Origin of the sequence: Pseudomonas saponiphila, from assembly GCF_900105185.1 — a bacterium.
GTDB lineage: Bacteria > Pseudomonadota > Gammaproteobacteria > Pseudomonadales > Pseudomonadaceae > Aquipseudomonas > Aquipseudomonas saponiphila.
Map to the genome: position 1 here is coordinate 4525071 of NZ_FNTJ01000001.1, position 23284 is coordinate 4548354.

A 23284-nucleotide genomic window follows, 5' to 3' on the forward strand; every position below is an offset into this window, starting at 1 on the left:
GTTCTGGCAAGTCCCATGCCTGAGTATATTCCTCGGACACTGCGCCATACAGATGGTCGATGGCGCAATACAGCGGCTGAATGCCTTAGCTGTTCGAGGTGTCGGGGTCGCGCTTGCGCTTGTTGCCCATGCGCACGCCGATATCCATCAGGAACTGGAAGAAGCCTTCCTGGTCCTCGAGCACATTGCTCCAGAACGGCGAGTGGTACAGCGCCACCGCGCCATGCACCAGCGCCCAAGAGGCGCAGTAGTGGAAGTAAGGCGGTACGTCTTCGAGCTTGCCCTCACTGATGCGGCCCTTGATCAGCAAGGTCAGGCGATCGAAGTTGGAAGCGCGGATCTTGTGCAGCTCCTCGACCATTTCCGGCACCTGATTGCCCTTGACCACCTTCTCTTCCAGGCGGTCGAACAGCCGGTAGCGCTGCGGGTCGCGCATGCGAAATTCGAAGTAGGCCCTGGACAGGGCTTCCTTGTCCTTGTCGACATCGGCAGAGTGCAGTAGCTCGTTCAGGTCACGCTCATAGTCGAGCATCAGGCGCAGGTAGATCTCCGCCTTGGACTTGAAATGCTTGTAGATGGTCCCTTTGCCGATACCCACGGCATCCGCAATCATCTCGACGGTGACACTGTCTTCACCTTGTTCGAGGAACAGCTTGAGCGCGGTATCGAGAATTTCTTGCTCGCGGCGACGAAACTCACGGACCTTACGAGGTTCTTTCTGCATAAGAAAAGGTCTGTTCGGGGTCAAAATCGAAGCCGCGTATTATGCCTAACTTGCGCCAAAATGCACGGATCATCCTTCGTTGCAGCCGTTTCTGGCGCAAAAGCACGCCTGACACCCGCCCCTGAATGGGTTGCCAAAAGCTGGGAAATCCCGTGAATACGGGGCCGGCGCACGGTTCACATAGCAAACGCCCAAGGGCTTCGAGGCTCAGATCAGACCGCAAAGTCTAGACCTTTTCCATAACGGGCACCCGATCCCCACCTATGCCCCCTACTCGACGAAAACACATTCATGAGTCGCAATGACGTCATTACTCGTCAGCCTCGTTGCTTTATCGGGATTGGAAAAAGCCCTGAAAAGCATCGAAAAAGACATCGAGAAAGGGCGAACATTCTGAAAACGCCGTTGCCATTGATCAGGATCAGCCTGGGTGCTGGGCTAAACTGCAACAGCTTGTGTGCAAAACGCGCGACAACAGTCGTCGCTTTACCCTGAACTGCGCCAAAAACAGTGAAAAACAGCGGAACTTCAGGAATAAAAGCGCTGAACCTCGAAAAATGAGAACCCAAGCGAAGCGCGCGTATTCCAAATTTGTTTAAAAACCAAGCGAGGGCAGCTGGACTGATTGCAATAGTGATCAATACTTCAACTGTCGGCGGGACATCTCCCCCAAGTGAAACGCCGATTTAGGTACCGATGGACCGCGTGCCTTAGTTTTACTCCTAATGGTCTTAACCCGGATTCACCCCCCAGAACCCGGGTTTTTTTTGCCTGAAATTCAGGCTATCCACTAACGGCTCAGGCCTCGCCCTTGACTCGAGCCAGGGGAAACAGGCGCTTGAAGTTGGCCGTGGTCTGTTCGGCAAAGGCCTCGTAGGCTTCGCCACGCAACATCGCCAGGAACTCCGCCACTTCACGCACGTACTGCGGCAGGTTGGGCTTGCCGCGATACGGGATGGGCGCCAGGTACGGCGAATCGGTTTCCACCAGCAGCCGATCGGCAGGCACCTGGCGAGCCACATCGCGCAGGGCATCGGCATTGCGGAAAGTGACGATACCCGACAGCGAGATATAGAACCCCAAATCCAGAGCCGCCCTGGCCATGTCCCAGTCCTCGGTGAAGCAATGCAGCACGCCGGCATTGGGCAATGCCGCCTCCCGCAGCAGCGCCAGGGTGTCGGCGCGAGCACCGCGGGTATGCACCACCACCGGCTTGCCGGTCTGCTGCGCGGCCTGCAAATGCAAACGGAAAGACGCCTGCTGCAGCTCGGCCGCTTCCGGTTCGTAGTGATAGTCCAGACCGGTTTCGCCAATGGCCACCACTCGCGGGTGATTCAGCTCCTCCAGCAGCCAGTCCAGGGCCGGCGCCGCGCCGGGCTGCACGTCCAGCGGGTGCACCCCTACCGAGCAATCGACATCGTCGTAACGCTCGGCCAGGGCCTTGACGTCCGCGGCGTTGTCGCCGCTGACGCCAATGCACAGGAAGTGCCCGACACCGCGCTGGCGGGCAGCGGCCAGTGCCGCATCCAGGGAACCGGCATGGGCGGCGAGGTCGAGACGATCAAGGTGGCAATGGGAATCTACGAGCATGGGAGCCTACAACTACATCCGATCAATGAAAGGGCCGGGCATTGTCGTCCGACCGGATACCAGCCTGATTCAGGAACAGGCCGCTCAGTGCCGGGACGGCAACGCCGCCCATTGCACCAACAGCGCCTCCAACAGCAACACGCGGTTGAGGTTAGCCTTGCTCAGGACCTTTTGGCGCTGGGCCAGGATCCAGTCCTGGATCGCCAGCACTTTGTCCTGGCCGGACTTCTGCGCCAGGTACTGCAACACCTTGCGCATGTCCTGCAAACCCAGGCCATCCTCGTCCTGGGTCAACTGGTAACGCAGGATCAGGTTCGACCAGTCACAGAACCAGTCGAACAACAGCAACAGAGGAATGGCGTTCCAGGCCTCGGCCAGCTGGGTCGGCGATTGTTGCTGCTTGAGCAACTTCTTCACCCCGTCCACCACCAGCGCCCTCTGCTCGCGAACCCCCTGGGCCTGCAAGCCGACGGCGGCCAGCGGCGATCCGGCAGCCAGGGTCAGCAGCTCCAAGCGCTCTTCATCGGAACATTCGGGCAGGGCCCCGGCCAGCCATTGCTGGCTCATCGCCGCACTGGGCAAGGGACATGCCTGCTGGACACAGCGACTCTTGATGGTCGGCAGCAAGCGGCTCGGCTGATGACTCACCAAGAGCAGCACGGTATCCCCGGAAGGCTCCTCAAGGCTTTTCAGCAAGGCGTTGGACGCATTGATGTTCATCGACTCCACCGGCTCGATCAGCACCACCTTGCGCCCCCCCAACTGCGCGGTCTGCACCACGAAGCTCACCAACTCACGCACCTGGTCGACCTTGATCGCCTTGTCCGCCTCTTCGGGCTCCAGTACGTAGTTGTCCGGATGACTACCGGCCTGGAGCAGCAGGCAGGACTTGCACTGGCCACAGGCATCCAGCCCGTTCGGGCGCTGGCACAGCAGACGCGCCATCAGGCGTTCGGCCAGCGCTCGCTTGCCAATGCCCGCCGGGCCGTGCAGCAGATAGGCGTGGGCATGTTGCGTGCGCCCGGCCAACTGCTGCCAGAGGCCGTCCTGCCAGGGAAAGACTTCAGCCACGGGCGCGCTCCAGCAATTGCGGCAACAGGGCATCCAGGGACTGCTGGACCAGGGCCAGGGGCTGCGCCGCATCCACCAGGCAATAACGCTGAGGTGCGGCGGCTGCGCGGGTCAGGTACGCCTGGCGCACCTTCTGGAAAAACGCCTGCCCCTCCTGTTCGAAGCGATCCAGCCGACCGCGGGCACTGGCCCGGGCCAGGCCGACATCCACCGGCAAGTCGAAAACCAGGGTCAGATCCGGGCGCAGCTCACCCTGGACAAAACGTTCCAGGGCCTCGATGCGCTCAAGGCTAAGGCCACGACCGGCGCCCTGATAGGCGTAGGTTGAATCGGTGAAACGGTCACACAAGACCACCGCGCCGCGGGCCAGTGCCGGGCGAATCACCGTGGCCAGATGCTGGGCACGGGCAGCGAACACCAACAGCAACTCGGTGTCGGCATTCATGACTTCCTCACCCGGCGTCAGCAGCACTTCGCGAATCCGCTCGGCCAAGGGCGTGCCGCCGGGCTCACGGGTCAACACCACTTCAATGCCCGCGGCGCGCAGGCGCTCGGCGAGGTACTCGCGGTTGGTGCTTTTCCCGGCGCCTTCCGGGCCTTCCAGGGTAATAAACAAGCCAGTCACAGGCAGTCCTTAATCAAAGTCATTGCGGGCTTTTCGGTGCGGGCGCCGGGTCCACCGCAACGGGAGCTTCGGCGGGCGCTGGCGACGCGCTGTCCGGGCTCGGAGTGACGGTTGGCGTCGGGCTCTCAGGCGTGGCCGGAGCGGCCAGCGGCGCCGGGCTGGAGCGGTAGTCGGCGCGGCGCTTGAGCTGGAACTCGCGCACGGCACTGTTATGGGCATCCAGGTCATCGGAGAACACATGGCTGCCATCGCCCCGGGCAACGAAATACAGGCTCTTGCCCGGCAGCGGATTGAGGGCGGCGTGAATCGCCTCGCGCCCGACCATGGCAATCGGCGTCGGCGGCAGCCCGGCAATCACGTAGGTGTTGTAGGGCGTGGCCTCCTTGAGATGGGCCCGGGTCAGTTTGCCGGTATAGCGCTCGCCCAGACCATAGATCACCGTCGGGTCGGTTTGCAGCAGCATGCCGATCTGCATGCGCCGGACAAAAACCCCGGCGATCTGTCCACGCTCCTGTGGCACGCCGGTTTCCTTTTCCACCAGCGACGCCATGATCAGCGCCTGATAAGGGTCGTTGTAAGGCGCGTCATCAGCTCGCTTGCTCCACTCTTTGGCCAGCACATCGTCCAGACGGTCGAAGGCTTTTTCCAGAAGCTCGGCGTCGGTCATGCCCTTTACATAACGATAGGTATCGGGGAAGAAACGTCCTTCGGGAAACACCCCGCCGTGGCCGAGTTTCTCCATCACCTGACTGTCGCTGAGGCCAGCCAGGGTCTGCTGCAGCTTGTCACTCTTGACCAAGGCATTGCGCACCTGGCGGAAGTTCCAGCCTTCCACCAGGGTCAGGCTGTACTGCACCACCTCGCCGCGCTGCCAGAGACCGATCAGACCTTCGGCCGTCATGCCTGGCGTCATGCGGTACTCGCCACTGTGCAGAGGCTGGCCCTGAAGATTGAAGCGCCAGTACAGACGCAACCAGAACCCATCCCGGATCACGCCATCGGCTTGCAGACGATTGAAGGTGCCGGTGGGCGTCGAACCGGCGGGAACATCCAGCAACTGCTCCTGGGAGAGGTTCAGCGGTTGTTCCAGGGCCGAGTGCAGTTTCCAGGCACTCGCGCCCAGCAGCAGCCCTGCCAGGACCAGTCCGGTTTCCAGCAGGAGCAGTAATTTACGTCTCACGAATCAAGCATCCAGTAGTGCGCGGGTAATGCCCTGCAGTTTACGGGTGAGCGGTCCGGCCGACCAGCGCATCCCGGCACAGGCACGCACCGGCCAGATGCCATAGACGCTATTGCAGACGAAGACTTCGTCCGCCTGCTGCAACTGATCGAGACTGATATCCGTAACCTCCACGGAAATTCCCAGTGACGCGGCCTGAAACAGAATTTCCGCGCGCATCACCCCGGCCACCCCGCAACGACTCAGGTCGGCTGTCAGCAAGCGCCCCTGACTGACCAGGAACAGATTGCTGAACACCGCCTCGATCACTCGCCCGGCGCCATCGAGCATCAAGCCTTCGGCATGTTCGGCATCACGCCATTCGGCGCGAGCCAGCACCTGTTCGAGGCGGTTGAGATGCTTGAGGCCCGCCAGTAACGGCTGCTCGGATAAACGCGTGGCGCAGGGAAACAGCACGATACCCTGCTCGGCATTCGCCGCAGGATAGGCCGGCAAGGCAGCGCCCTGGAGAATGCGTCGCGCCATGGCTGCCGGATCGGCAGCATAACCCCGCAGACTGTCGCCACGGGTCAGGATCAGCTTGAGCACGCCCTCCCCCAACGCCGCCGCATAGGCCAGCACTTCGTGGCGAATCAGCGCCTGATCCGCATTCAGCGCCAAACGTCGACAGCCCTCGGCCAGACGCTGCAAGTGCCGCTCCAACAGTTGCGGCTGCCCGGATCTGACAGCGATGGTCTCGAACAGACCATCGCCATAGGCCAGGCCGCGGTCCTTGAGCGACAGCGCGTCAGCCGGCCGACCGTCGACCCAGCAGTGCATCACTCGGAGAACCGGCGGAACACCAGGGAGCCGTTGGTGCCACCAAAGCCGAAGGAGTTAGACAGCACCACATCGATGTCCATGCTGCGCGCGGTGTGCGGCACGAAATCGAGGTCGCAGCCCTCATCCGGCTCATCCAGGTTGATGGTGGGCGGCGCAACCTGGCTATTGATGGCCAGCACGCTGAAGATCGCCTCGATCGCCCCGGCAGCACCCAGCAGGTGACCGGTCATGGACTTGGTGGAGCTGACTGCGAGCTTGTAGGCGTGCTCGCCAAACACCGTCTTGATCGCTTCGGCTTCTGCCAGGTCACCGGCAGGGGTCGAAGTGCCATGAGCGTTGATGTATTGCACCTGATCGACATTGAGCTTGGCGTCGCGCAGGGCGTTGGCGATGCAGCGAGCGGCGCCGGCGCCATCGGCAGGCGGCGAAGTCATGTGATAGGCATCGCCACTCATGCCGAAACCGATCAGCTCGGCGTAGATGGTGGCGCCACGCGCCTTGGCGTGCTCCAGCTCTTCCAGCACAAGGGCACCGGCACCATCGGACAGCACGAAGCCATCACGCCCCTTGTCCCAGGGACGGCTGGCGCGGGTCGGTTCGTCGTTACGGGTCGACAGCGCACGGGACGCACCGAAGCCGCCCATGCCCAGGCCGCAGGCGGCCATCTCGGCACCGCCGGCGATCATCACGTCGGCTTCACCGTAGGCGATGTTGCGTGCGGCCATGCCGATGCAGTGGGTGCCGGTGGTGCACGCCGTGGAAATGGCGTAGTTCGGCCCCTGGGCACCCAAGTGGATGGACAGGAAACCGGAGATCATATTGATGATCGAGCCCGGCACGAAGAACGGAGATATCCGCCGTGGGCCGGAATCGTGCAGGGTGCGACTGGTTTCTTCGATATTGGTCAAACCACCAATACCCGAACCCATGGCCACGCCGATGCGTTCACGGTTGGCATCGGTGACTTCCAGGCCGGCGTTGCGCACCGCCTGAAATCCGGCCGCCAGACCGTACTGAATGAACAGGTCGAGTTTGCGGGCCTCTTTGGCCGACAGGTACTCCTCGACATTGAAGCCCTTTACCGAGCCGCCAAAACGGGTGGAATAGGCAGAAAGGTCGGTGTGTTCGATCAGACCAATGCCACTTTGGCCAGCCAGAATGCCCTGCCAGCTACTCGGTACATCCGTACCCAGTGGCGACAACATACCCATACCGGTGACTACGACGCGTCTACGCGACACAGCACTCTCCTTTTTCTAATGACGACACTTTGTATCAGACCTAAAGAAAAAACCGCACGCCGTAACGGCAGTGCGGTTTTTCCATGACAGCAAAAGACGACTACAAACGATTAAGCCTGGTGGCTGGTAACGTAGTCGATAGCTGCTTGAACGGTAGTGATCTTTTCAGCTTCTTCGTCAGGGATTTCGGTCTCGAATTCCTCTTCCAGAGCCATCACCAGCTCAACGGTGTCAAGGGAGTCGGCACCCAGGTCTTCAACGAAGGAAGCGGTGTTCACAACTTCTTCTTCTTTAACACCCAGTTGCTCAGCAACGATTTTCTTGACGCGCTCTTCGATGGTGCTCATACCTTGTTTTCACTCCTAATGGACAAATTCAGGCAGCTGGCCAGTGGGTAAGTGTATAGAAAGGCTTTTCAGCTTTTCAACTGAAAGCTTCGTCCCTCAAACCCTTTGGCCATCTGCCTATAAATTGATTGCAGCTTTATAACGGATTTTAGACAGCTCGTATGACATTTTTTTGAAGCAATCCGTCACATTTGACTCACATATACATCCCGCCATTGACCGGGATTGTAGCCCCGGTAACGTATGCCGCACCGTCGGATGCCAGAAAAGCGACCACTTGCGCGATCTCTTGAGCCTGGCCCAGACGACCCAGCGGAATTTGCGTCAGCAGGGCTTCACGCTGTGCTTCCGGCAGCTCACGGGTCATATCGGTGTCGATAAAACCTGGAGCAACCGAGTTCACAGTGATCGACCGCGAACCTACTTCACGCGCCAGGGCACGGCTGAAACCTTCCAGACCGGCTTTGGCGGCGGCGTAGTTTACTTGGCCGGCGTTGCCCATGGCACCCACAACCGAGCCAATACTGATAATTCGACCCCAACGAGCCTTGGTCATGCCGCGCAGAACGCCCTTGGACAGGCGATACAGGCTGTTCAAGTTGGTATCGACCACGTCGTACCACTCGTCATCTTTCATGCGCATCATCAGATTGTCGCGGGTGATGCCGGCGTTGTTCACCAGAATCGCCGGAGCACCGAACTGCTCGGTGATGCTGGCCAGCACCGCAGCCACGGACTCGTCGCTGGTGACATTGAGCTCAAGGCCGGCGCCCTGAATGCCGTTTTCCTTGAGGGTAGCGGCGATGCGCTCGGCACCGGAAGCGGAAGTGGCGGTACCCACCACGATGGCGCCCATACGACCCAGCTCAAGCGCGATGGCCTGGCCGATACCACGGCTGGCGCCGGTCACCAGTGCAACTTTACCTTGCAGACTCATGCAAGCTTCTCCTAGTTCAGGCCAACGCTGCACGGGCGGCAGCGAAGGCATCTGGGGTATTCAGGTTAGAGGTCGACACGCCTTCGGCGCAGCGCTTGTTGAGACCAGCCAGGACCTTGCCCGGGCCGCATTCCACCAATTGGGTGGCGCCTTGGGCGGCCAGGGTCTGCACCGACTCGACCCAGCGCACAGGCTTGTACAACTGCTCCAGCAAGTCACGCTTGAGAGTATCGAGGTCGGCCGCCACGGCAGCACTAACGTTCTGCACCAGAGGAATCTGCGGCGCCTGCCAGTTGATCGCTGCGATCGACTCGGCAAAACGCTCTGCCGCAGGACGCATCAGCTCGCAATGGGACGGCACACTGACCGGCAGCGGCATGGCACGCTTGGCACCGCGGGCCTTGCAGCCCTCGATGGCGCGATCCACAGCCGCCTTAGCACCAGCGATGACCACCTGGCCCGGGGAGTTGTAGTTCACCGCACTGACCACTTCACCTTGCGCCGCTTCTGCACAGGCCGCCACGACATCAGCGTCGTCCAGACCAAGAATTGCCGCCATGCCGCCCTGACCTGCCGGCACAGCTTCCTGCATCAGCTGGCCACGACGCTCGACCAGCTTGACCGCTTCGGCCAGAGTCAGGCTGCCAGCCGCCACCAGGGCGCTGTATTCACCCAGGCTGTGACCCGCGACGAAGGCCGGACGCGCACCACCCTCGGCCAACCATACGCGCCACAGGGCGATGGAAGCGGTGAGGATGGCCGGTTGAGTCTTGTCGGTTTGATTGAGCAGCTCTTCGGGACCTTGCTGGGTCAGCGCCCAGAGGTCGTAGCCCAGAGCATCGGAGGCTTCTTTGAATGTGTCGAGGATCAGCGGGTGCTGCGCGCCCAACTCGGCCAACATGCCGAGGGACTGCGAGCCCTGTCCTGGAAAGACGAATGCGAGGGATGCAGACATGTAACAAGCCCCTAATGATCTTGTCGTCGGAGAATTGACGTCACACCGCGGTGGACGCAAGAAACTGACAGTTGGATGGCCAATTGAACTGAGCGGTCACATTTAAGCACTCCACAGGATAAACGCCTAAAGCAACAGATCTTCAAGGCGCCCGTGCAGGCGTCGCGGCAGGTCTTCCTGAATTTCGATCAGCGCACGCTGAATCGCACTCTGAAACCCTTGAACACCCGCAGAACCGTGGCTTTTCACCACTATTCCCTGCAACCCGAGAAAGCTCGCACCGTTGTGCCGAGCCGGCGCCAGGTCCGCCTGCAATCGCCGCATCAGTGGCAGGGCCAGCGCCCCCACAACCCGGGACAGCAGATTGCGCCTGAACAACGCCTCGATACGGGCAGCGATCATAATGGCCAGACCCTCGCTGGACTTGAGCAGGATGTTGCCGACAAAACCGTCGCACACCACCACATCCGCCTCGCCACGATACAGCCCGTCACCTTCGACGAAGCCTATGTAGTTCAGGCCCCGCGCCTGCTGAAGCAGACTCGCTGCCAGCTTGACCTGCTGGTTACCCTTGATGTCTTCGGTGCCAATGTTCAGCAAAGCCACCCGTGGCCGGACAACCCCCAGACTTTCCGCCGCAACCGAACCCATGATCGCGAATTGCAACAGATGCTCGGCACTGCAATCGACGTTGGCGCCCAGGTCCAGCAACTGGCAATAGCCACGTTGAGTGGGAATCGCCGCCACCATCGCCGGACGATCAATGCCGGGCAGGGTTTTGAGCACGTAACGCGACAACGCCATCAACGCCCCGGTATTGCCGGCACTGACGCAGGCCTGGACCTTTTCATCCCGCAGCAGCTCAAGCGCCACCCGCATCGAAGAATCGGGCTTGCCGCGCAGAGCCTGGGCAGGCTTTTCGTCCATGGTGATCACTTCACTGGCAGGAGCGATTGTCAGGCGCGCGCGATCCACAGCCGAATGGCCGGAAAGCAGATCTTCAAGAAGGGAGGGTTGACCCACCAGGGTCAGATGCAGCGAGGGGGTAGCAGACAGGCAAGCAATACTGGCCTGAACAATGCTGCGGGGACCGAAGTCCCCGCCCATTGCGTCAATCGCGATGACTTGAGCGGACAAGGATTACTCGTCAGCGCCCTTGTCGATCACTTTACGACCACGGTATACGCCTTCTGGCGATACGTGGTGACGCAGGTGAACTTCACCGGTGGTCTTTTCTACGGACAGAGTGCTTGCCTCGAGAGCATCGTGGGAGCGACGCATATCACGGGCAGAGCGGGATTTTTTGTTCTGCTGAACAGCCATAATTGATTAACTCCTAAACGTTTGGGTCACGCTTTAACTGCGCCAATACACTGAACGGGTTGGACCGCGTTACCTCGTCCTCGCTCGGTTCGGGCTCATCGAGCCCCGCCGGCTGCTGGCATTCTTCCGGATGATGAGCAGGCACGATGGGCAAGGCAAGCAAAAGCTCCTCCTCGATCAACGCCTGCAGATCCAAAGGATCTTCGCCCAGTTCCAGCACGTCATAACCTTTCGGCAACGACTGGGTATTCGCACCCTCCTTCACCACGGCGTAACTGCACTCGCTGTGGATCGGCAGGGTGACCAGCTCAAGACAACGCTGGCAAACCATTTTGACTTCGACGTCGATGGAGCTGTGGATAACTACAGCTTTACGCTCGTCACGCTCGAAAACGAATTTAGCCTGCACCGTACCGACATTGTCGGAAAGCGGGTCGCAGAGTCTCTCCAAATCGGCCAGCAGCAGTTCACCTTGAAGGGTGGTGCCACGGTCAGCCAATTTGCGCGGGTCAACGTGAGGTGGAATCGGGTCATTCAACATAGGCGCAGCATTATAGGGATGCCCCCAGCCATGTCAAAGGAAATTCAGCCCTGTCCGTCACTTGCGGGCCCCGCTAGAATTCCCGGCCCGCCTCAGGAGATGCGCATGCTGCCTTTATTACTCGCTTCAAGCTCGGTCTACCGCCGGGAATTGCTCTCCCGCCTGCACCTGCCCTTCACCTGCAGCTCTCCCGATATCGACGAAAGCCATCGCCCGGGCGAGTCCGCCACGGAGCTGGTGAAACGCCTGGCCGAAGAAAAAGCTCGCACCCTTGCAGACACCCATCCAGCGCACCTGATCATTGGCTCGGACCAGGTTGCCGTACTGGGCGAACGCATCATTGGCAAACCCCACACTTTCGACAAGGCCCGCCAGCAGCTGCTGGACGCCAGTGGCAGCAGCGTCACCTTCCTCACCGGCCTGGCCCTGCTCAACAGCCAGACCGGCGATTGCCAGGTCGATTGCGTACCCTTCACGGTCAACATGCGCATCCTGGACAGCGCCCGCATTGAACGCTACCTGCACACCGAGCAACCTTACGATTGCGCCGGCAGCTTCAAGGCCGAAGGATTGGGGGTCAGCCTGTTCCAGAGCACCTCCGGCAGCGACGCCACCAGCCTTGTAGGGCTGCCACTGATCCGACTGGTGGACATGCTGCTGGCCCAGGGCGTGGAAATCCCCTGAAACCGCAATAAAAAAGCCGGCACTCAGGCCGGCTTTCCATTGGGCAGCACCCAATCAGCGCAAGGCCGGCCCCTGAAAGCCCATCCACATGGCGATCTGTTCGGCCACGCTGGCACCCAACCTCTTCGAAAAGCGATCGAGTGGCGACTCCTGGACAGTGAAGTCCACCAGCTCCTTCTCACCAATCACGTCCCGCGCCACCGAACTGGTATTACCCAGAGCATCGATCAAGCCCAGCTGCAACGCCTGCTCACCGGACCAGACCAACCCCGAGAACAGCTCAGGATGCTCTTTATCCTTGAGACGCTCGCCACGACCCTGCTTGACGCTGGCGATGAACTGACGATGAGTGGTGTCCAGCACGCCCTGCCAGAACTGAGTCTCATCAGGCTTCTGCGGCTGGAACGGATCGAGGAACGATTTGTGCTCGCCAGAGGTATAGGTACGACGCTCGACCCCCAACTTCTCCATGGCACCGACAAACCCGTACCCGGCCGCCGTAACACCAATGGAGCCCACCAGACTCGCCTTGTCGGCATAGATCTCATCGGCCGCACTGGCGATGTAGTAAGCACCAGAAGCCCCCAGATCAGAAATCACCGCATAGACCTTGGTGTCCTTGTGCAAAGCCCGCAGACGACGAATCTCGTCATAGACGTAGCCAGACTGCACCGGACTGCCGCCAGGGCTGTTGATGCGCAGGACAATACCCTTGACCTTGGGATCATCAAAGGCGGTACGCAGACTGCCGACGATATTGTCCGCACTGGCCGACTCCTTATCAGCAATCACCCCCGTGACATCGATCACCGCGGTGTAGCTGCCACCACGAGCCGCGCTCTTTTCCATGGTCATCAGCGGCGTAAACAAAGCCAACGCCGCAAACAGATACACAAAGGTCAGCAGCTTGAAGAAGATCCCCCAGCGCCGCGAACGACGCTGCTCCTGAACACCGGCCAGGAGCGTCTTTTCCAGCAGCTTCCAGCTCTTATCATCACCCTCTTCAGCGCCCGCCTTGCTTGGCGCCTTCCATTCGTCGCTCATGCCTACTACCCCAGCAAAAACTTATTCGGCAGCCTGACTCAGCCAGGCGTGCAATTGAGGAAAACGGTCGATGGACAAGCGCGGCTCGAAAGCCTGCAAAGCCTCGATGGACTGAGCACCGTAGCTCACAGCCACCGAATCCATGCCGGCATTGCGCGCCATCAACAGATCAAAGGAGGAATCGCCAACCATCAATGCTTGCCTTGGCCCGACACCGCAATGAGCAAGAATCTCCTCCAACATCAACGGATGAGGCTTGCTGGCGGTTTCGTCGGCCGCCCGGGTGACATCGAAATACTCTTCCCAACCGTGCGCCTTCAGCACCCGATCCAATCCGCGCCGAGCCTTGCCCGTGGCAACCGCCAACCGATAGCCCTCGCTCCGGAAAGCCTCCAGAGACTGCACCACGCCAGCAAACAAGGGCGAAGGCTCAGCCTCCAGCGCGATGTAGTGATCCGCGTAATGCTGACGAAAGGCCACCAACTGACCATCGTCGATTTCGGGATACAAGGTGCGAATCGCCTCCGGCAAGCCAAGGCCGATGATGCCCTTGACGGCAAAATCGTCGCGCCGGGGAAAACCGGAGCGATCGGCAGACACATGCATCGACTCGACAATCCGACCAATGGAATCCGCCAGAGTGCCGTCCCAATCGAAGATCAACAGCTGGTAATCAGGGTGCACTCAAGCGCTCCACGGTCTTGGCCCACATTTCATCCACCGGCGCCTGCAGCTTCAGCTCGCCGCCATCGGGCAGCGGCACCGTCAACATATAGGCGTGAAGGAACAGGCGCTTACCACCCAACTCGCGAATCTCACGGGTAAAGTCATCATCACCGTACTTGCTGTCACCGGCGATGCAGTGCCCGGCATGCAGGGTGTGCACTCGAATCTGGTGAGTGCGGCCAGTCACCGGCTTGGCCTCGACCATGGTGGCGAACTCGCCGAAGCGGCGCAGCACCTTGAACACCGTCAAGGCCTCCTTGCCTTCTTCATTGACTTCCACCATGCGCTCGCCAGAACGCAGATTGCTCTTGAGCAAAGGCGCGCGCACCTGCTTCAGGGCCGTTGCCCAGTGACCACGCACCAGCGCCATGTAGCGCTTGTCCACACCATCGCCACGCAGCGCGGCATGCAGGTGGCGCAACATGCTGCGCTTCTTCGCAATCATCAATAGGCCGGACGTGTCGCGATCGAGGCGATGCACCAGCTCCAGCTCCTTGGCGTCCGGACGCAACTGACGAAAGGCTTCGATCACTCCGAAATTCAGGCCGCTGCCGCCGTGCACGGCAATGCCGGCAGGCTTGTTGATCACGATCAGCGCCTTGTCTTCAAAGACAATCGAGGCTTCCAGTCGCTGCAACAACCCTTGAGCCAGCGGCACCGGTTCGTCGCGCTCGGGTACGCGCACCGGCGGCACGCGTACCACATCACCCGCCTGCAGCTTGTACTCGGGCTTGATCCGCCCCTTGTTCACTCGCACTTCGCCTTTACGCAAAATGCGATAAATCAAGGTCTTGGGCACGCCTTTGAGTCGCGCGAGAAGGAAGTTATCAATACGTTGGCCGGCATATTCCGGCGAGACTTCAAGCAATTGAACGCCTGGAGTCGAGGGGGCAGTAGTCGTCATGGCGCGAATGATAACAATTTTTTATGGATTTGAAGCACTTAATGATTGCTGCTATAGTCGCGAACGCCGCCAAAAGCGGCTGGACAGCGGAACAGCGGCAACTAGCCGGCCCTGACCAACGCAATTCATAAGGACGCAAGGCCGTCCTACGCAGCTCTCGCTACATACCGGAAGAGTCTGACGTTGTAACAAGCGCAGGTGACATGAGGCCTGAAACCCGTAAAAAGCAGAGTTATCACTCGCCTTTTATGCAGCGATTAACGGCCAGTTCACAAAGTGCAGTCAGCGCCTGACAACCCCAAGCGAAGGTTGCGGAAACAACGCCTTTAGCCATGATGCGTGACCTCCCCTTTCGGAGTTCACGGTAAATGCCAACCCGCTGCGGATTCTGCGCGCGGCAGCACCCGAATTATCAGGGATACGTGTAGGGTGGAGATGCACAACCGTCGGACTGTGTAGCATTAGGCTTTATTCAAGACGCTTCATCTCGTCCACAGTCGCCGGTTGATTCCTCCTCCTGACAGACTTTTGCTTAAGCGGTGCCTTAGTCACCACAGCAAGCAGGACGCGTGAGTCGCGACTTCGTTCTTAGTTATTCGGACGAACCTCGCTAGACACTCGAGTGGTCAACCACTCCTGACGCACCTGACACCGACCGTGAGAAGTCGTGTGTGCCGAACGCCGTTTCCGGCAGCCCGGAAACCGACGGTACTACATGAAAAGAATGCTGATTAACGCAACTCAACCCGAAGAGTTGCGTGTTGCCCTGGTAGACGGCCAGCGCCTCTACGATCTGGACATCGAGTCCGGTGCACGCGAGCAGAAAAAGGCCAACATCTATAAAGGCCGCATCACTCGCATCGAACCAAGCCTGGAGGCTGCCTTTGTCGACTTCGGCTCTGAGCGCCACGGCTTCCTGCCCCTCAAAGAAATCTCCCGCGAATACTTCAAGAAAGCCCCCGAAGGACGCGTCAACATCAAGGACGTCCTGAGCGAAGGCCAGGAAGTCATCGTCCAGGTCGAGAAAGAAGAGCGTGGCAACAAGGGCGCTGCCCTGACCACCTTCATCAGCCTCGCCGGTCGTTACCTGGTACTGATGCCGAACAACCCACGCGCCGGCGGCATCTCCCGCCGTATCGAAGGCGAAGAGCGCAACGAACTGCGTGAAGCGCTGAACGGCCTGGTGGCACCTGCCGACATGGGCCTGATCGTGCGCACTGCCGGCCTGGGTCGCAGCAGCGAAGAGATGCAGTGGGACCTCGACTACCTGCTGCAACTCTGGACCGCCATCAAGGAAGCTTCCCTGGATCGCTCCGCGCCATTCCTGATCTATCAGGAAAGCAACGTGATCATCCGCGCGATCCGCGACTACCTGCGCCAGGACATCGGCGAAGTGCTGATCGACAGCGTTGAAGCCCAGGACGAAGCCCTGACCTTCATCCGCCAGGTGATGCCGCAGTACGCCAGCAAGATCAAGCTGTACGAAGACAGCGTGCCGCTGTTCAACCGCTTCCAGATCGAAAGCCAGATCGAAACCGCCTTCCAGCGCGTGGTCGAACTGCCTTCCGGCGGCTCCATCGTCATCGACCCGACCGAAGCCCTGGTGTCCATCGACATCAACTCGGCCCGCGCCACCAAAGGCAGCGACATCGAAGAAACCGCCCTGCAGACCAACCTGGAAGCAGCGGAAGAAATCGCTCGCCAACTGCGCCTGCGTGATATCGGCGGCCTGATCGTCATCGACTTCATCGACATGACCCCAGCAAAGAACCAGCGCGCCGTGGAAGAAAAAGTCCGCGAATGCCTGGAAGCCGACCGCGCCCGCGTGCAGATCGGCCGCATCTCGCGCTTCGGCCTGCTGGAAATGTCCCGTCAGCGCCTGCGCCCATCCCTGGGCGAAAGCAGCGGCATCGTCTGCCCACGCTGCAACGGCACCGGCATCATCCGTGACGTCGAGTCGCTGTCCCTGGCGATCCTGCGCCTGATCGAAGAAGAAGCCCTGAAAGACCGCACCGCCGAAGTTCGCGCCCAAGTGCCGATTCCGGTCGCTGCCTTCCTGCTCAACGAAAAACGCAACTCGATCACCAAGATCGAACTGCGCACCCGCGCTCGCATTGTCATCCTGCCGAACGATCACCTGGAAACGCCGCACTTCGAAGTCCAGCGTCTGCGCGATGACAGCCCGGAAGCCAACACCAACCAGTCCAGCTACGAAATCGCCGCGGCCGCAGCCGAAGCCGAAGAAGTCCAGCCAGCCGCCGCCACCCGCACCCTGGTTCGCCAGGAAGCCGCGGTGAAGACTGCGCCGGCCCGCGCCAACGCCCCTGTGCCGACCGAAGCCGTCGCCCCGGTTGCCGCTCCAGCCCCGGTTGCTGCCGAGCCAAGCCTGTTCAAAGGCCTGGTCAAGTCCCTGGTCAGCCTGTTCGCCTCCAAGGAAGAGCCGGCTGCTCCGGTTGTGGTCGAGAAGCCGGCAACCGAGCGCCCTGCCCGCAACAACGAAGAGCAGCGTCGCAACGGCCGTCAACAGAGCCGCAACCGTAACGGTCGCCGCGACGAAGAGCGCAAGCCACGTGAAGAACGTGCACCGCGTGAAGAGCGCGCACCACGGGAAGAACGTCAACCTCGGGAAGTGCGTGAAGCTCGCGAAGAAGTCCAAGGTGTAGCCCGCGAAGAACGCGCACCTCGCGCTCCGCGTGAAGAGCGTCAACCGCGCGCCCCACGTGAAGACCGCAAGCCACGCGGCGAGCGTGAAGAGCGTGTTCGCGAACTGCGCGAGCCCCTGGATGCCGCTCCTGCCGCAGCAGTTGCTACTGCCGCCGTTGCCGTTGCCGAAGAACGCCCAGCTCGTCCACCGCGGGAAGAGCGCCAGCCGCGTCCGCCGCGTGAAGAGCGTCAGCCACGCGCCGAACAGGCTCAGGCCGCTGCCGCCAGCGAAGAAGAAGCACTGCCGAACGAAGAGCAACTGCAGGAAGAAGGCCAGGACAACGCCGACGGCGAACGTCCACGCCGTCGCTCCCGCGGCCAGCGTCGTCGCAGCAACCGTCGCGAGCGCCAGCGTGATGCCAACGGCAACGTGATCGAAGGTTCGGAAGAGAACGCCGAAGAGCCAGGCAGCGCCGATCTGGCCGCCGGCGTCGCGGTCACTGCCGCTGTTGCCAGCACCGCCATCAGCGCCAACGCTGAAGCCCAAGCGCATCAGCAAGCCGAACGCGCAACCGCCGCTGTCGCAGAGCAGGCTCCGCAAGCGCCTGTAGTCGAAGCCACTACTGAAGTGGAAATGCCGGCTGCTCCAGCTGTTGAATTGGCCCCGGTTGAACAGGCTCCAGTGGCCGAAGTTGCCCCGGTTGTGGCAGAGCAGCCTCAGGTTGAAGTCGCCGCTGAACCCGCCGTGACTGTCGAAGCACAACCTGTGGTAGCCGAGCAGCCGGTTGCAGAACCTGCAGTCCAGGCGCCAGTGGTTGAGGAAAAAGCCATCGAGCCTGCTCAGGAAGCTCCGGCCCCGGCCGCTGAACCTGTTGCCATCGAGCAGCCAGTGATTGCCCAGCAGCCTGCACAGGCTGAAGAGCCCGCACCGGCTGTTGCCCCAGCAGTCACCGAAGCCCCGGCTCCAGTGGTTGAAGCGGCTCCGGTGAGCGCCCTGACCAGCAACGGTCGCGCACCAAACGATCCGCGCGAAGTGCGCCGTCGCAAGCGTGAAGCCGAGCGTCTGCAGAAAGAAGCCGAACTGGCTGCCGCTACCGCCCCGGTTGAAGCGGTAGCTGCTGCCGAACCCGCTCCGGTAGAAGCGCCAGTGGTGGTCGAAGCCGCTCCAGCGCCTGTCGAGGCGGCTGAAGCAGCACCGGCGCCAGTCACCGAAGCCGTGGCAGAGCAACCTGCCCCGGTGGTGGAAGAGGCACCGCACAACGTCGAACACGCCGTTGAGCACGTCGCTCACGCCGAAGAAAAGCAGCACGAGCCTAAACCGCTCGCCTGACTCCATCGGCAATGAAAAAGCCCCGCCCGGGTCACCGGGCGGGGCTTTTTCATGCCTGCCATTCAGCGCTCGCGAAACACCAGCGCCGCCGGCAGATCCACATCCCACACCACTCCCGGGTCGTTCAAGGGCACTTCGACCACCTTGCCCGCAGCGAACAGACACCTGGCCCCGCGATCACCGGACAAACCCTGCAACGCAGCACCATAACCCCGGCCAAACCCCACCGGATGCCCCAGCTCGCCCCCCAGCCGCGGCACGCTGATGCACTCCTCGGTCAACCCCGCGATCACCCGCCTGATGCTGGCAGGCAGGATGAAGGGCATATCCCCCAGCAACACCACCCAGCCATTGGCGTCGGCACTGGCCGCTACCGCAGCCGCCAGGCTATGCCCCATGCCCGGGGAGTCCAGCAACAACACCTGACAACCATAGGCCCACCCCAGCTCCGCCACCCGCGGCCGCCCCGGCGTCGTGACCAGCACCCGCCGAACCACCTCGGCCGGCAGGTTGACCAGCACCTGTTCCAGTACCGGCCGCTCTACGCCATCGCGCCCTACGCAAGGCGCCAGCAACTTGTCCTGATCGTCTGCGAGCGCCTGTCGATAACGACTGCCCTGCCCCGCCGCCAGGATGATCGCGCAAGGCCAGGGACTCATCCGGCCACCTCGGCCACGCGCACCAACGGCTGCTGCGACAGGGGCTCGACACCATTTTTCAGCGCCACGATCTGCGCCATCAACGAAAGGGCAATTTCCGCCGGAGTATGACTGCCGATGTGCAGCCCCACCGGCCCATGCAAGCGCTCGATGGCCGCGCTCGACAATCCCAGCAGGGCCAGATTGTCCCGGCGCTTCTGACTATTGACCCGGGAACCCAGGGCACCGACATAAAACGCCGGCGAATCGAGGGCGGTCAGCAGGGCCATATCGTCCAGGCGCGGATCATGGGTCAGGGCCACCACCGCCGTGCGCTCATCAGGCTCGATGCTCAACACCGCATCGTCGGGCATGCCGGCGACCAAGCGTCCATCCTGGTCCTCCCAGCCATGCACGAACTCCTGGCGCGGATCACAGACCAGCACCTCGAAATCCAGCATGCGAGCCATTTGCGCCACATAACGAGACAGCTGCCCAGCGCCGATCAGCAACAGGCGCCAGCGCGGCCCGTAGATCGCCCGCAGGGTGACGCCATCAAACGCCAGTTCATCCCGCTTGCCCGCCGCCTTGAGCAACACCTGGCCGGTGCTCAGGTTCAACTCCCGGGCCACGATCTGATGCGCCGCGCAACGTTGCAGCAACTCGGCAACCCAGGACGGATCGCCGACCCGCTCCTCGGTCAAGCGCAGGGTGCCGCCACAGGGCAGACCGAAACGCGCCGCCTCCTCCACCGTCACACCGTAAGTCACCAATTGCACCGGCGGCCCCTGCGGTGCCAGACGCCCGTCCCCGAGGCGGCTGATCAGGTCGTCCTCGATGCAGCCGCCGGACACCGAGCCGATCACCACGCCGTCGTCGCGCAGGGCAAGCATGGCACCCGGGGGGCGCGGCGCGCTGCCCCAGGTCTGGACCACGCTGTAAAGCATCACCCCGCGCCCGGCACGGCGCCACTCCAGCACGCTGCGCAGGACATTCAGGTCGACACTGTCCATCAGGCACCCGCCTGCTGCCAGCCCTGCAACTGATAACGCACCGGCAAGTTGCGGATGCGCTTGCCGGTAGCAGCGAAGATCGCATTGCACAGGGCCGGGGCAATCGGCGGCACGCCGGGCTCACCGACACCGCCCAGCGGCACATCCCCCGCAGGCGTTACCAGGTGCACCTGCACCTGCCTGGGCGCCAGGGACATGCGCGCCACCTCGTACATGTGGAAGTTGTCCTGCTGGACCTTGCCATCCTTGAAGCTGATTTCCCCCAGCACCGCATTACCCAGGCCCATGACACAGGCGCCCTCGAACTGCGAGCGGATACGCTCGGGGTTGATCTGCGGGCCGCAATCCACGGCGATGTCGGCCTTGTGCACAATCAGCGTGCCATCGTCCTTGACCTCCACCTCGATCACCGCCGCCACATAGGTCACGAAGCTATAGTGCATCGCCAGCCCCAAGCCACGCCCCTTGGGCAGCGAGCGCCCCCAGCCGGCGGCCTTGGCTGCGGTTTCCAGTACCGCACGCATGCGCCCGGTATCGATCGGGTAACGCTCCGGAGACTCGCCGTAATTCCATTCCTCGCTCAGGGTTCGCGGGTCGATCTGACGGTCCGGCCCCAGCAGCTTGAGCTGGTACTTCAGTGGGTCCTGCCCCGCCTTGTGGGCCAGCTCGTCGACAAAACTCTGAATGGCGAAGCCGTGGGGAATGTTCGACACCGAGCGATACCACCCCACCCGGGTATGGGCCGCCGCTTCGGGATTTTCCAGGCGCACATTGGGAATCGCATAGGCCATGTTGGTGAAGCCCATGCCCAGTTCGAACGCGCCCTCATGGTTCATTCCCGGGGCGAACAGCGCGGTGATGCTCGGAGCCACGGTGCGATGCAGCCATGCGGCGGGCATGCCGTCATCGTTCAAGCCGGCCTTGAGGTACTCCGCCGACACCGTATGGAAGTAGGAGTGATGGATATCGTCTTCCCGGGTCCACTGCACCCGCACCGCCTTGCCGGGAAAGGCCTTGGCCAGGATGGCCGCCTCCAGAATGAAGTCCGGCTTGGATTTGCGCCCGAAACCGCCGCCCAGCAGGGTGACGTTGACCGTGACCTGATCAAAGCCGATGCCCAGGCGTTCGGCGATCCGCTCGCGGGTCACCTGGGGTGCCTGGCTCGGCGCCCAGGCTTCACAGCGCCCGTCGACAAAGCGCGCCACCGCCACCATCGGCTCCATGGGCGCCTGGGCCAGGTGCGGCAGGTAATAAGTGGCCTCCAGGCTGCTCGCGGCTTTGCTCATGGCCTCATCCGGATTACCGGTGCTGCGCACCACCTTGCCCGGTTGCTGTGCCGCCGCCTCCAGTTCCTTGCGGTATTGGACGGAGTTGTAGCCGGCATTGGCCCCGTCGTCCCACTCGATCTTCAAGGCATCACGACCCTTGATTGCCGCCCAGGTATTGCTCGCCACCACCGCCACGCCCCCCAGGGGCTGGAACTCGGAAGGCACGGGACGACTGTCGATGGGCAGCACCCTGATCACTCCCGGCACCTTGAGGGCCGCACTGTCATCCACCGACTTGACCTTGCCGCCATAGACCGGGGGCCGCGCCACCGCCGCGAACAGCATGCCTTCAAAATGCACATCGGCGCCGTACACCGCGCGGCCGTTGACGATGTCCTGGCCGTCGATGGCGCGAGTCGCTTCCTTGCCGATATAGCGAAACTCCGACGGCTGCTTCAGGCGCAGACTGTCCCGGGCCGGTACCGCCAGAGCCCCCGCCGCTGCGGCCAGGGCGCCATAGCCCAGTTCGCGCCCGCTGGGTTGGTGAACCACCTTGTGCAACTGCGCCCGGCACTCGCTCGGCGCTACACGCCACTGCTCGGCAGCCGCCTGTTCCAGCATGGTCCGCGCAGCAGCGCCGCAACGCCGCATGGGTTCGTACCAATGGCGCATGCTGCGCGAGCCGTCGGTGTCCTGATTGCCAAAGCGCGCTTCGTCCCCCGGCGCCTGCCTGACCTTGACCTGGGCCCAATCGGCCTCCAGCTCATCGGCCACCACCATGCTCAGGCTGGTACGCACCCCCTGGCCCATCTCCGAACGGTTGCAGATCACCGTCACGCTGCCGTCACTGGCAATGCTCACATAGACCTTGGGATCGTCGACCCAGCCGTGGGGCATGCCATCGGCACCAAATTTCTTGTCCTCGGCAAACGCCTGCTGCCAGCCCCAACTGGCCGCCAGTACCAGGGCTCCGGTGGCGCCCACGCCCTTGAGAAAACCACGGCGACTGAGGTTGCTCAGGGCAAAATCACTGGGTAAAGAGCTCATGCCTTGGCCTCCTGCAGATGGTTGGCCGCCTGGCGGATCGCGGTCTTGATCCGGTTATAGGTGCCGCAGCGGCAGATATTGCCGAGCATCGCCTCTTCGATCTGTTCATCACTGGGATTGGGATGGATCTTGAGCAGGGCCGTGGCGGACATGATCTGCCCGCCCTGGCAGTAGCCGCACTGGGCCACCGCCGTATCCAGCCAGGCTTGCTGCACCACCTGCCCCACCGGGTCGTTGTGCAGATAATCGATGGTGCTGACATTCTTGCCCAGCACCGTACCGACCGGGGTGATGCAACTGCGCGCCGGGTCGCCGTCGACATGCACGGTGCAGGCACCGCACAGGCCCATGCCGCAACCGAATTTGGTGCCGCTATAACCCGCCACATCGCGGATGGCCCACAACAGCGGCATGTCCTCGGTGACGTCCAGGGGATGATCTTGACCATTGAGCTTCAGGGTAATCATGGGCACGCCCGCATTCTATGAGGTGATGGGGTCGAGCCATCTGCCACGCGGCAATGCGAATGAGGTGCGCGCAGATCGGCTCAGGCTAATCGGGCTCTCTTGTGAAGACGGGGCTTCACCGGGCCTTTGGGGACGACAAATACTTACATTGTTAGCAAGCTAAG

The 23284-nt window shown here is 61.7% G+C and carries 23 protein-coding genes; 2 read left to right on the forward strand and 21 right to left on the reverse strand.

Annotated elements, in window-relative coordinates; translation table 11 throughout:
* Nucleotides 1-85: 85 nt before the first annotated feature.
* The 14 genes from BLV47_RS21240 to BLV47_RS21300 all read right to left on the reverse strand — a co-directional run bounded on the left by BLV47_RS21240 (nucleotide 86) and on the right by BLV47_RS21300 (nucleotide 11356).
* Nucleotides 86-724, reverse strand: coding sequence for a TetR/AcrR family transcriptional regulator (locus BLV47_RS21240; RefSeq protein ID WP_092316782.1), 639 nt, complete (start codon nucleotides 722-724; stop codon nucleotides 86-88).
* A 317-nt stretch (nucleotides 725-1041) separates the two neighbouring features.
* On the reverse strand, nucleotides 1042-1365 hold the full coding sequence (locus BLV47_RS36260; protein ID WP_167365677.1) for a hypothetical protein: 324 nt from the start codon (nucleotides 1363-1365) through the stop codon (nucleotides 1042-1044).
* A 157-nt stretch (nucleotides 1366-1522) separates the two neighbouring features.
* Nucleotides 1523-2314 (reverse strand): TatD family hydrolase, encoded by a 792-nt coding sequence (locus BLV47_RS21245; RefSeq protein ID WP_092316784.1) that lies wholly within the window; start codon nucleotides 2312-2314, stop codon nucleotides 1523-1525.
* 84 nt (nucleotides 2315-2398) lie between these two features.
* Nucleotides 2399-3385 (reverse strand): DNA polymerase III subunit delta', encoded by a 987-nt coding sequence (locus BLV47_RS21250; RefSeq protein ID WP_092316786.1) that lies wholly within the window; start codon nucleotides 3383-3385, stop codon nucleotides 2399-2401.
* Complete coding sequence (tmk, locus tag BLV47_RS21255) at nucleotides 3378-4010, reverse strand: dTMP kinase (protein ID WP_092316789.1); 633 nt, start codon at nucleotides 4008-4010, stop codon at nucleotides 3378-3380. The genes BLV47_RS21250 and tmk overlap by 8 nt, the downstream gene beginning before the upstream one ends.
* Nucleotides 4011-4029: 19 nt before the next feature.
* Nucleotides 4030-5190, reverse strand: a complete 1161-nt coding sequence (gene mltG / locus BLV47_RS21260; protein WP_092316791.1) for an endolytic transglycosylase MltG — start codon at nucleotides 5188-5190, stop codon at nucleotides 4030-4032.
* Nucleotides 5191-5193: 3 nt separating this feature from the next.
* Complete coding sequence (pabC, locus tag BLV47_RS21265; protein WP_092316793.1) at nucleotides 5194-6009, reverse strand: aminodeoxychorismate lyase; 816 nt, start codon at nucleotides 6007-6009, stop codon at nucleotides 5194-5196.
* Complete coding sequence (fabF, locus tag BLV47_RS21270; protein ID WP_092316795.1) at nucleotides 6009-7253, reverse strand: beta-ketoacyl-ACP synthase II; 1245 nt, start codon at nucleotides 7251-7253, stop codon at nucleotides 6009-6011. The genes pabC and fabF overlap by 1 nt, the downstream gene beginning before the upstream one ends.
* 110 nt (nucleotides 7254-7363) lie before the next feature.
* Entirely contained in the window at nucleotides 7364-7600 is a 237-nt protein-coding gene (gene acpP / locus BLV47_RS21275; protein WP_003175607.1) for an acyl carrier protein, read from the reverse strand.
* Nucleotides 7601-7796: 196 nt separating this feature from the next.
* Nucleotides 7797-8537 (reverse strand): 3-oxoacyl-ACP reductase FabG, encoded by a 741-nt coding sequence (gene fabG / locus BLV47_RS21280; protein ID WP_092316797.1) that lies wholly within the window; start codon nucleotides 8535-8537, stop codon nucleotides 7797-7799.
* Between the two features lie 16 nt (nucleotides 8538-8553).
* Nucleotides 8554-9492 (reverse strand): ACP S-malonyltransferase, encoded by a 939-nt coding sequence (gene fabD / locus BLV47_RS21285; RefSeq protein ID WP_092316799.1) that lies wholly within the window; start codon nucleotides 9490-9492, stop codon nucleotides 8554-8556.
* 126 nt (nucleotides 9493-9618) lie between these two features.
* The gene (gene plsX, locus BLV47_RS21290; protein WP_092316801.1) at nucleotides 9619-10629 is read right to left on the reverse strand and encodes a phosphate acyltransferase PlsX; all 1011 of its coding nucleotides are present in this window, start codon (nucleotides 10627-10629) and stop codon (nucleotides 9619-9621) included.
* Nucleotides 10630-10632: 3 nt separating this feature from the next.
* The gene (gene rpmF / locus BLV47_RS21295; RefSeq protein ID WP_003179396.1) at nucleotides 10633-10815 is read right to left on the reverse strand and encodes a 50S ribosomal protein L32; all 183 of its coding nucleotides are present in this window, start codon (nucleotides 10813-10815) and stop codon (nucleotides 10633-10635) included.
* A 13-nt stretch (nucleotides 10816-10828) separates the two neighbouring features.
* Complete coding sequence (locus tag BLV47_RS21300) at nucleotides 10829-11356, reverse strand: YceD family protein (protein ID WP_009047832.1); 528 nt, start codon at nucleotides 11354-11356, stop codon at nucleotides 10829-10831.
* A gap of 105 nt (nucleotides 11357-11461) precedes the next feature.
* Here BLV47_RS21300 and BLV47_RS21305 point away from each other — a divergent pair, with 105 nt between their 5' ends.
* Complete coding sequence (locus BLV47_RS21305; RefSeq protein ID WP_092316803.1) at nucleotides 11462-12040, forward strand: Maf family protein; 579 nt, start codon at nucleotides 11462-11464, stop codon at nucleotides 12038-12040.
* Between the two features lie 54 nt (nucleotides 12041-12094).
* Here BLV47_RS21305 and sppA read toward each other — a convergent pair whose 3' ends face one another.
* From sppA to rluC, 3 genes are read right to left on the reverse strand one after another with little or no spacing between them, the layout of a single operon-like run.
* Nucleotides 12095-13084 carry a signal peptide peptidase SppA gene (gene sppA / locus BLV47_RS21310; protein WP_092316805.1) on the reverse strand — a complete coding sequence of 330 codons (990 nt, stop codon included), beginning with the start codon at nucleotides 13082-13084 and terminating at the stop codon, nucleotides 12095-12097.
* A gap of 21 nt (nucleotides 13085-13105) precedes the next feature.
* A complete protein-coding gene (locus BLV47_RS21315; protein WP_092316806.1) occupies nucleotides 13106-13768 on the reverse strand; it encodes an HAD-IA family hydrolase in 663 nt (220 codons plus the stop codon).
* Entirely contained in the window at nucleotides 13758-14714 is a 957-nt protein-coding gene (gene rluC, locus BLV47_RS21320) for a 23S rRNA pseudouridine(955/2504/2580) synthase RluC (protein ID WP_016965316.1), read from the reverse strand. Before rluC ends, BLV47_RS21315 begins: the two co-directional genes overlap by 11 nt.
* Before the next feature lie 715 nt (nucleotides 14715-15429).
* Here rluC and rne point away from each other — a divergent pair.
* Complete coding sequence (gene rne / locus BLV47_RS21325) at nucleotides 15430-18687, forward strand: ribonuclease E (RefSeq protein ID WP_092316808.1); 3258 nt, start codon at nucleotides 15430-15432, stop codon at nucleotides 18685-18687.
* A gap of 62 nt (nucleotides 18688-18749) precedes the next feature.
* Here rne and BLV47_RS21330 read toward each other — a convergent pair whose 3' ends face one another.
* From BLV47_RS21330 to BLV47_RS21345, 4 genes are read right to left on the reverse strand one after another with little or no spacing between them, the layout of a single operon-like run.
* Nucleotides 18750-19346 carry a nucleotidyltransferase family protein gene (locus tag BLV47_RS21330; RefSeq protein ID WP_092316810.1) on the reverse strand — a complete coding sequence of 199 codons (597 nt, stop codon included), beginning with the start codon at nucleotides 19344-19346 and terminating at the stop codon, nucleotides 18750-18752.
* Nucleotides 19343-20338 (reverse strand): XdhC family protein, encoded by a 996-nt coding sequence (locus tag BLV47_RS21335; RefSeq protein WP_092316813.1) that lies wholly within the window; start codon nucleotides 20336-20338, stop codon nucleotides 19343-19345. Before BLV47_RS21335 ends, BLV47_RS21330 begins: the two co-directional genes overlap by 4 nt.
* Complete coding sequence (locus BLV47_RS21340) at nucleotides 20338-22653, reverse strand: xanthine dehydrogenase family protein molybdopterin-binding subunit (RefSeq protein WP_092316816.1); 2316 nt, start codon at nucleotides 22651-22653, stop codon at nucleotides 20338-20340. The genes BLV47_RS21335 and BLV47_RS21340 overlap by 1 nt, the downstream gene beginning before the upstream one ends.
* Nucleotides 22650-23120 carry a (2Fe-2S)-binding protein gene (locus BLV47_RS21345; RefSeq protein ID WP_092316819.1) on the reverse strand — a complete coding sequence of 157 codons (471 nt, stop codon included), beginning with the start codon at nucleotides 23118-23120 and terminating at the stop codon, nucleotides 22650-22652. The genes BLV47_RS21340 and BLV47_RS21345 overlap by 4 nt, the downstream gene beginning before the upstream one ends.
* Between the last annotated feature and the right edge of the window lie 164 nt (nucleotides 23121-23284).

Coding starts and splice junctions, on each gene's coding strand:
- BLV47_RS21240 (WP_092316782.1), bottom strand. CDS start 724: ATGCAGAAAGAACCTCGTAAGGTCCGTGAGTTTCGTCGCCGCGAGCAA.
- BLV47_RS21245 (WP_092316784.1), bottom strand. CDS start 2,314: ATGCTCGTAGATTCCCATTGCCACCTTGATCGTCTCGACCTCGCCGCC.
- pabC (WP_092316793.1), bottom strand. CDS start 6,009: ATGCACTGCTGGGTCGACGGTCGGCCGGCTGACGCGCTGTCGCTCAAG.
- acpP (WP_003175607.1), bottom strand. CDS start 7,600: ATGAGCACCATCGAAGAGCGCGTCAAGAAAATCGTTGCTGAGCAACTG.
- fabG (WP_092316797.1), bottom strand. CDS start 8,537: ATGAGTCTGCAAGGTAAAGTTGCACTGGTGACCGGCGCCAGCCGTGGT.
- fabD (WP_092316799.1), bottom strand. CDS start 9,492: ATGTCTGCATCCCTCGCATTCGTCTTTCCAGGACAGGGCTCGCAGTCC.
- rpmF (WP_003179396.1), bottom strand. CDS start 10,815: ATGGCTGTTCAGCAGAACAAAAAATCCCGCTCTGCCCGTGATATGCGT.
- BLV47_RS21300 (WP_009047832.1), bottom strand. CDS start 11,356: ATGTTGAATGACCCGATTCCACCTCACGTTGACCCGCGCAAATTGGCT.
- BLV47_RS21305 (WP_092316803.1), top strand. CDS start 11,462: ATGCTGCCTTTATTACTCGCTTCAAGCTCGGTCTACCGCCGGGAATTG.
- sppA (WP_092316805.1), bottom strand. CDS start 13,084: ATGAGCGACGAATGGAAGGCGCCAAGCAAGGCGGGCGCTGAAGAGGGT.
- rluC (WP_016965316.1), bottom strand. CDS start 14,714: ATGACGACTACTGCCCCCTCGACTCCAGGCGTTCAATTGCTTGAAGTC.
- rne (WP_092316808.1), top strand. CDS start 15,430: ATGAAAAGAATGCTGATTAACGCAACTCAACCCGAAGAGTTGCGTGTT.
- BLV47_RS21330 (WP_092316810.1), bottom strand. CDS start 19,346: ATGAGTCCCTGGCCTTGCGCGATCATCCTGGCGGCGGGGCAGGGCAGT.
- BLV47_RS21335 (WP_092316813.1), bottom strand. CDS start 20,338: ATGGACAGTGTCGACCTGAATGTCCTGCGCAGCGTGCTGGAGTGGCGC.
- BLV47_RS21340 (WP_092316816.1), bottom strand. CDS start 22,653: ATGAGCTCTTTACCCAGTGATTTTGCCCTGAGCAACCTCAGTCGCCGT.
- BLV47_RS21345 (WP_092316819.1), bottom strand. CDS start 23,120: ATGATTACCCTGAAGCTCAATGGTCAAGATCATCCCCTGGACGTCACC.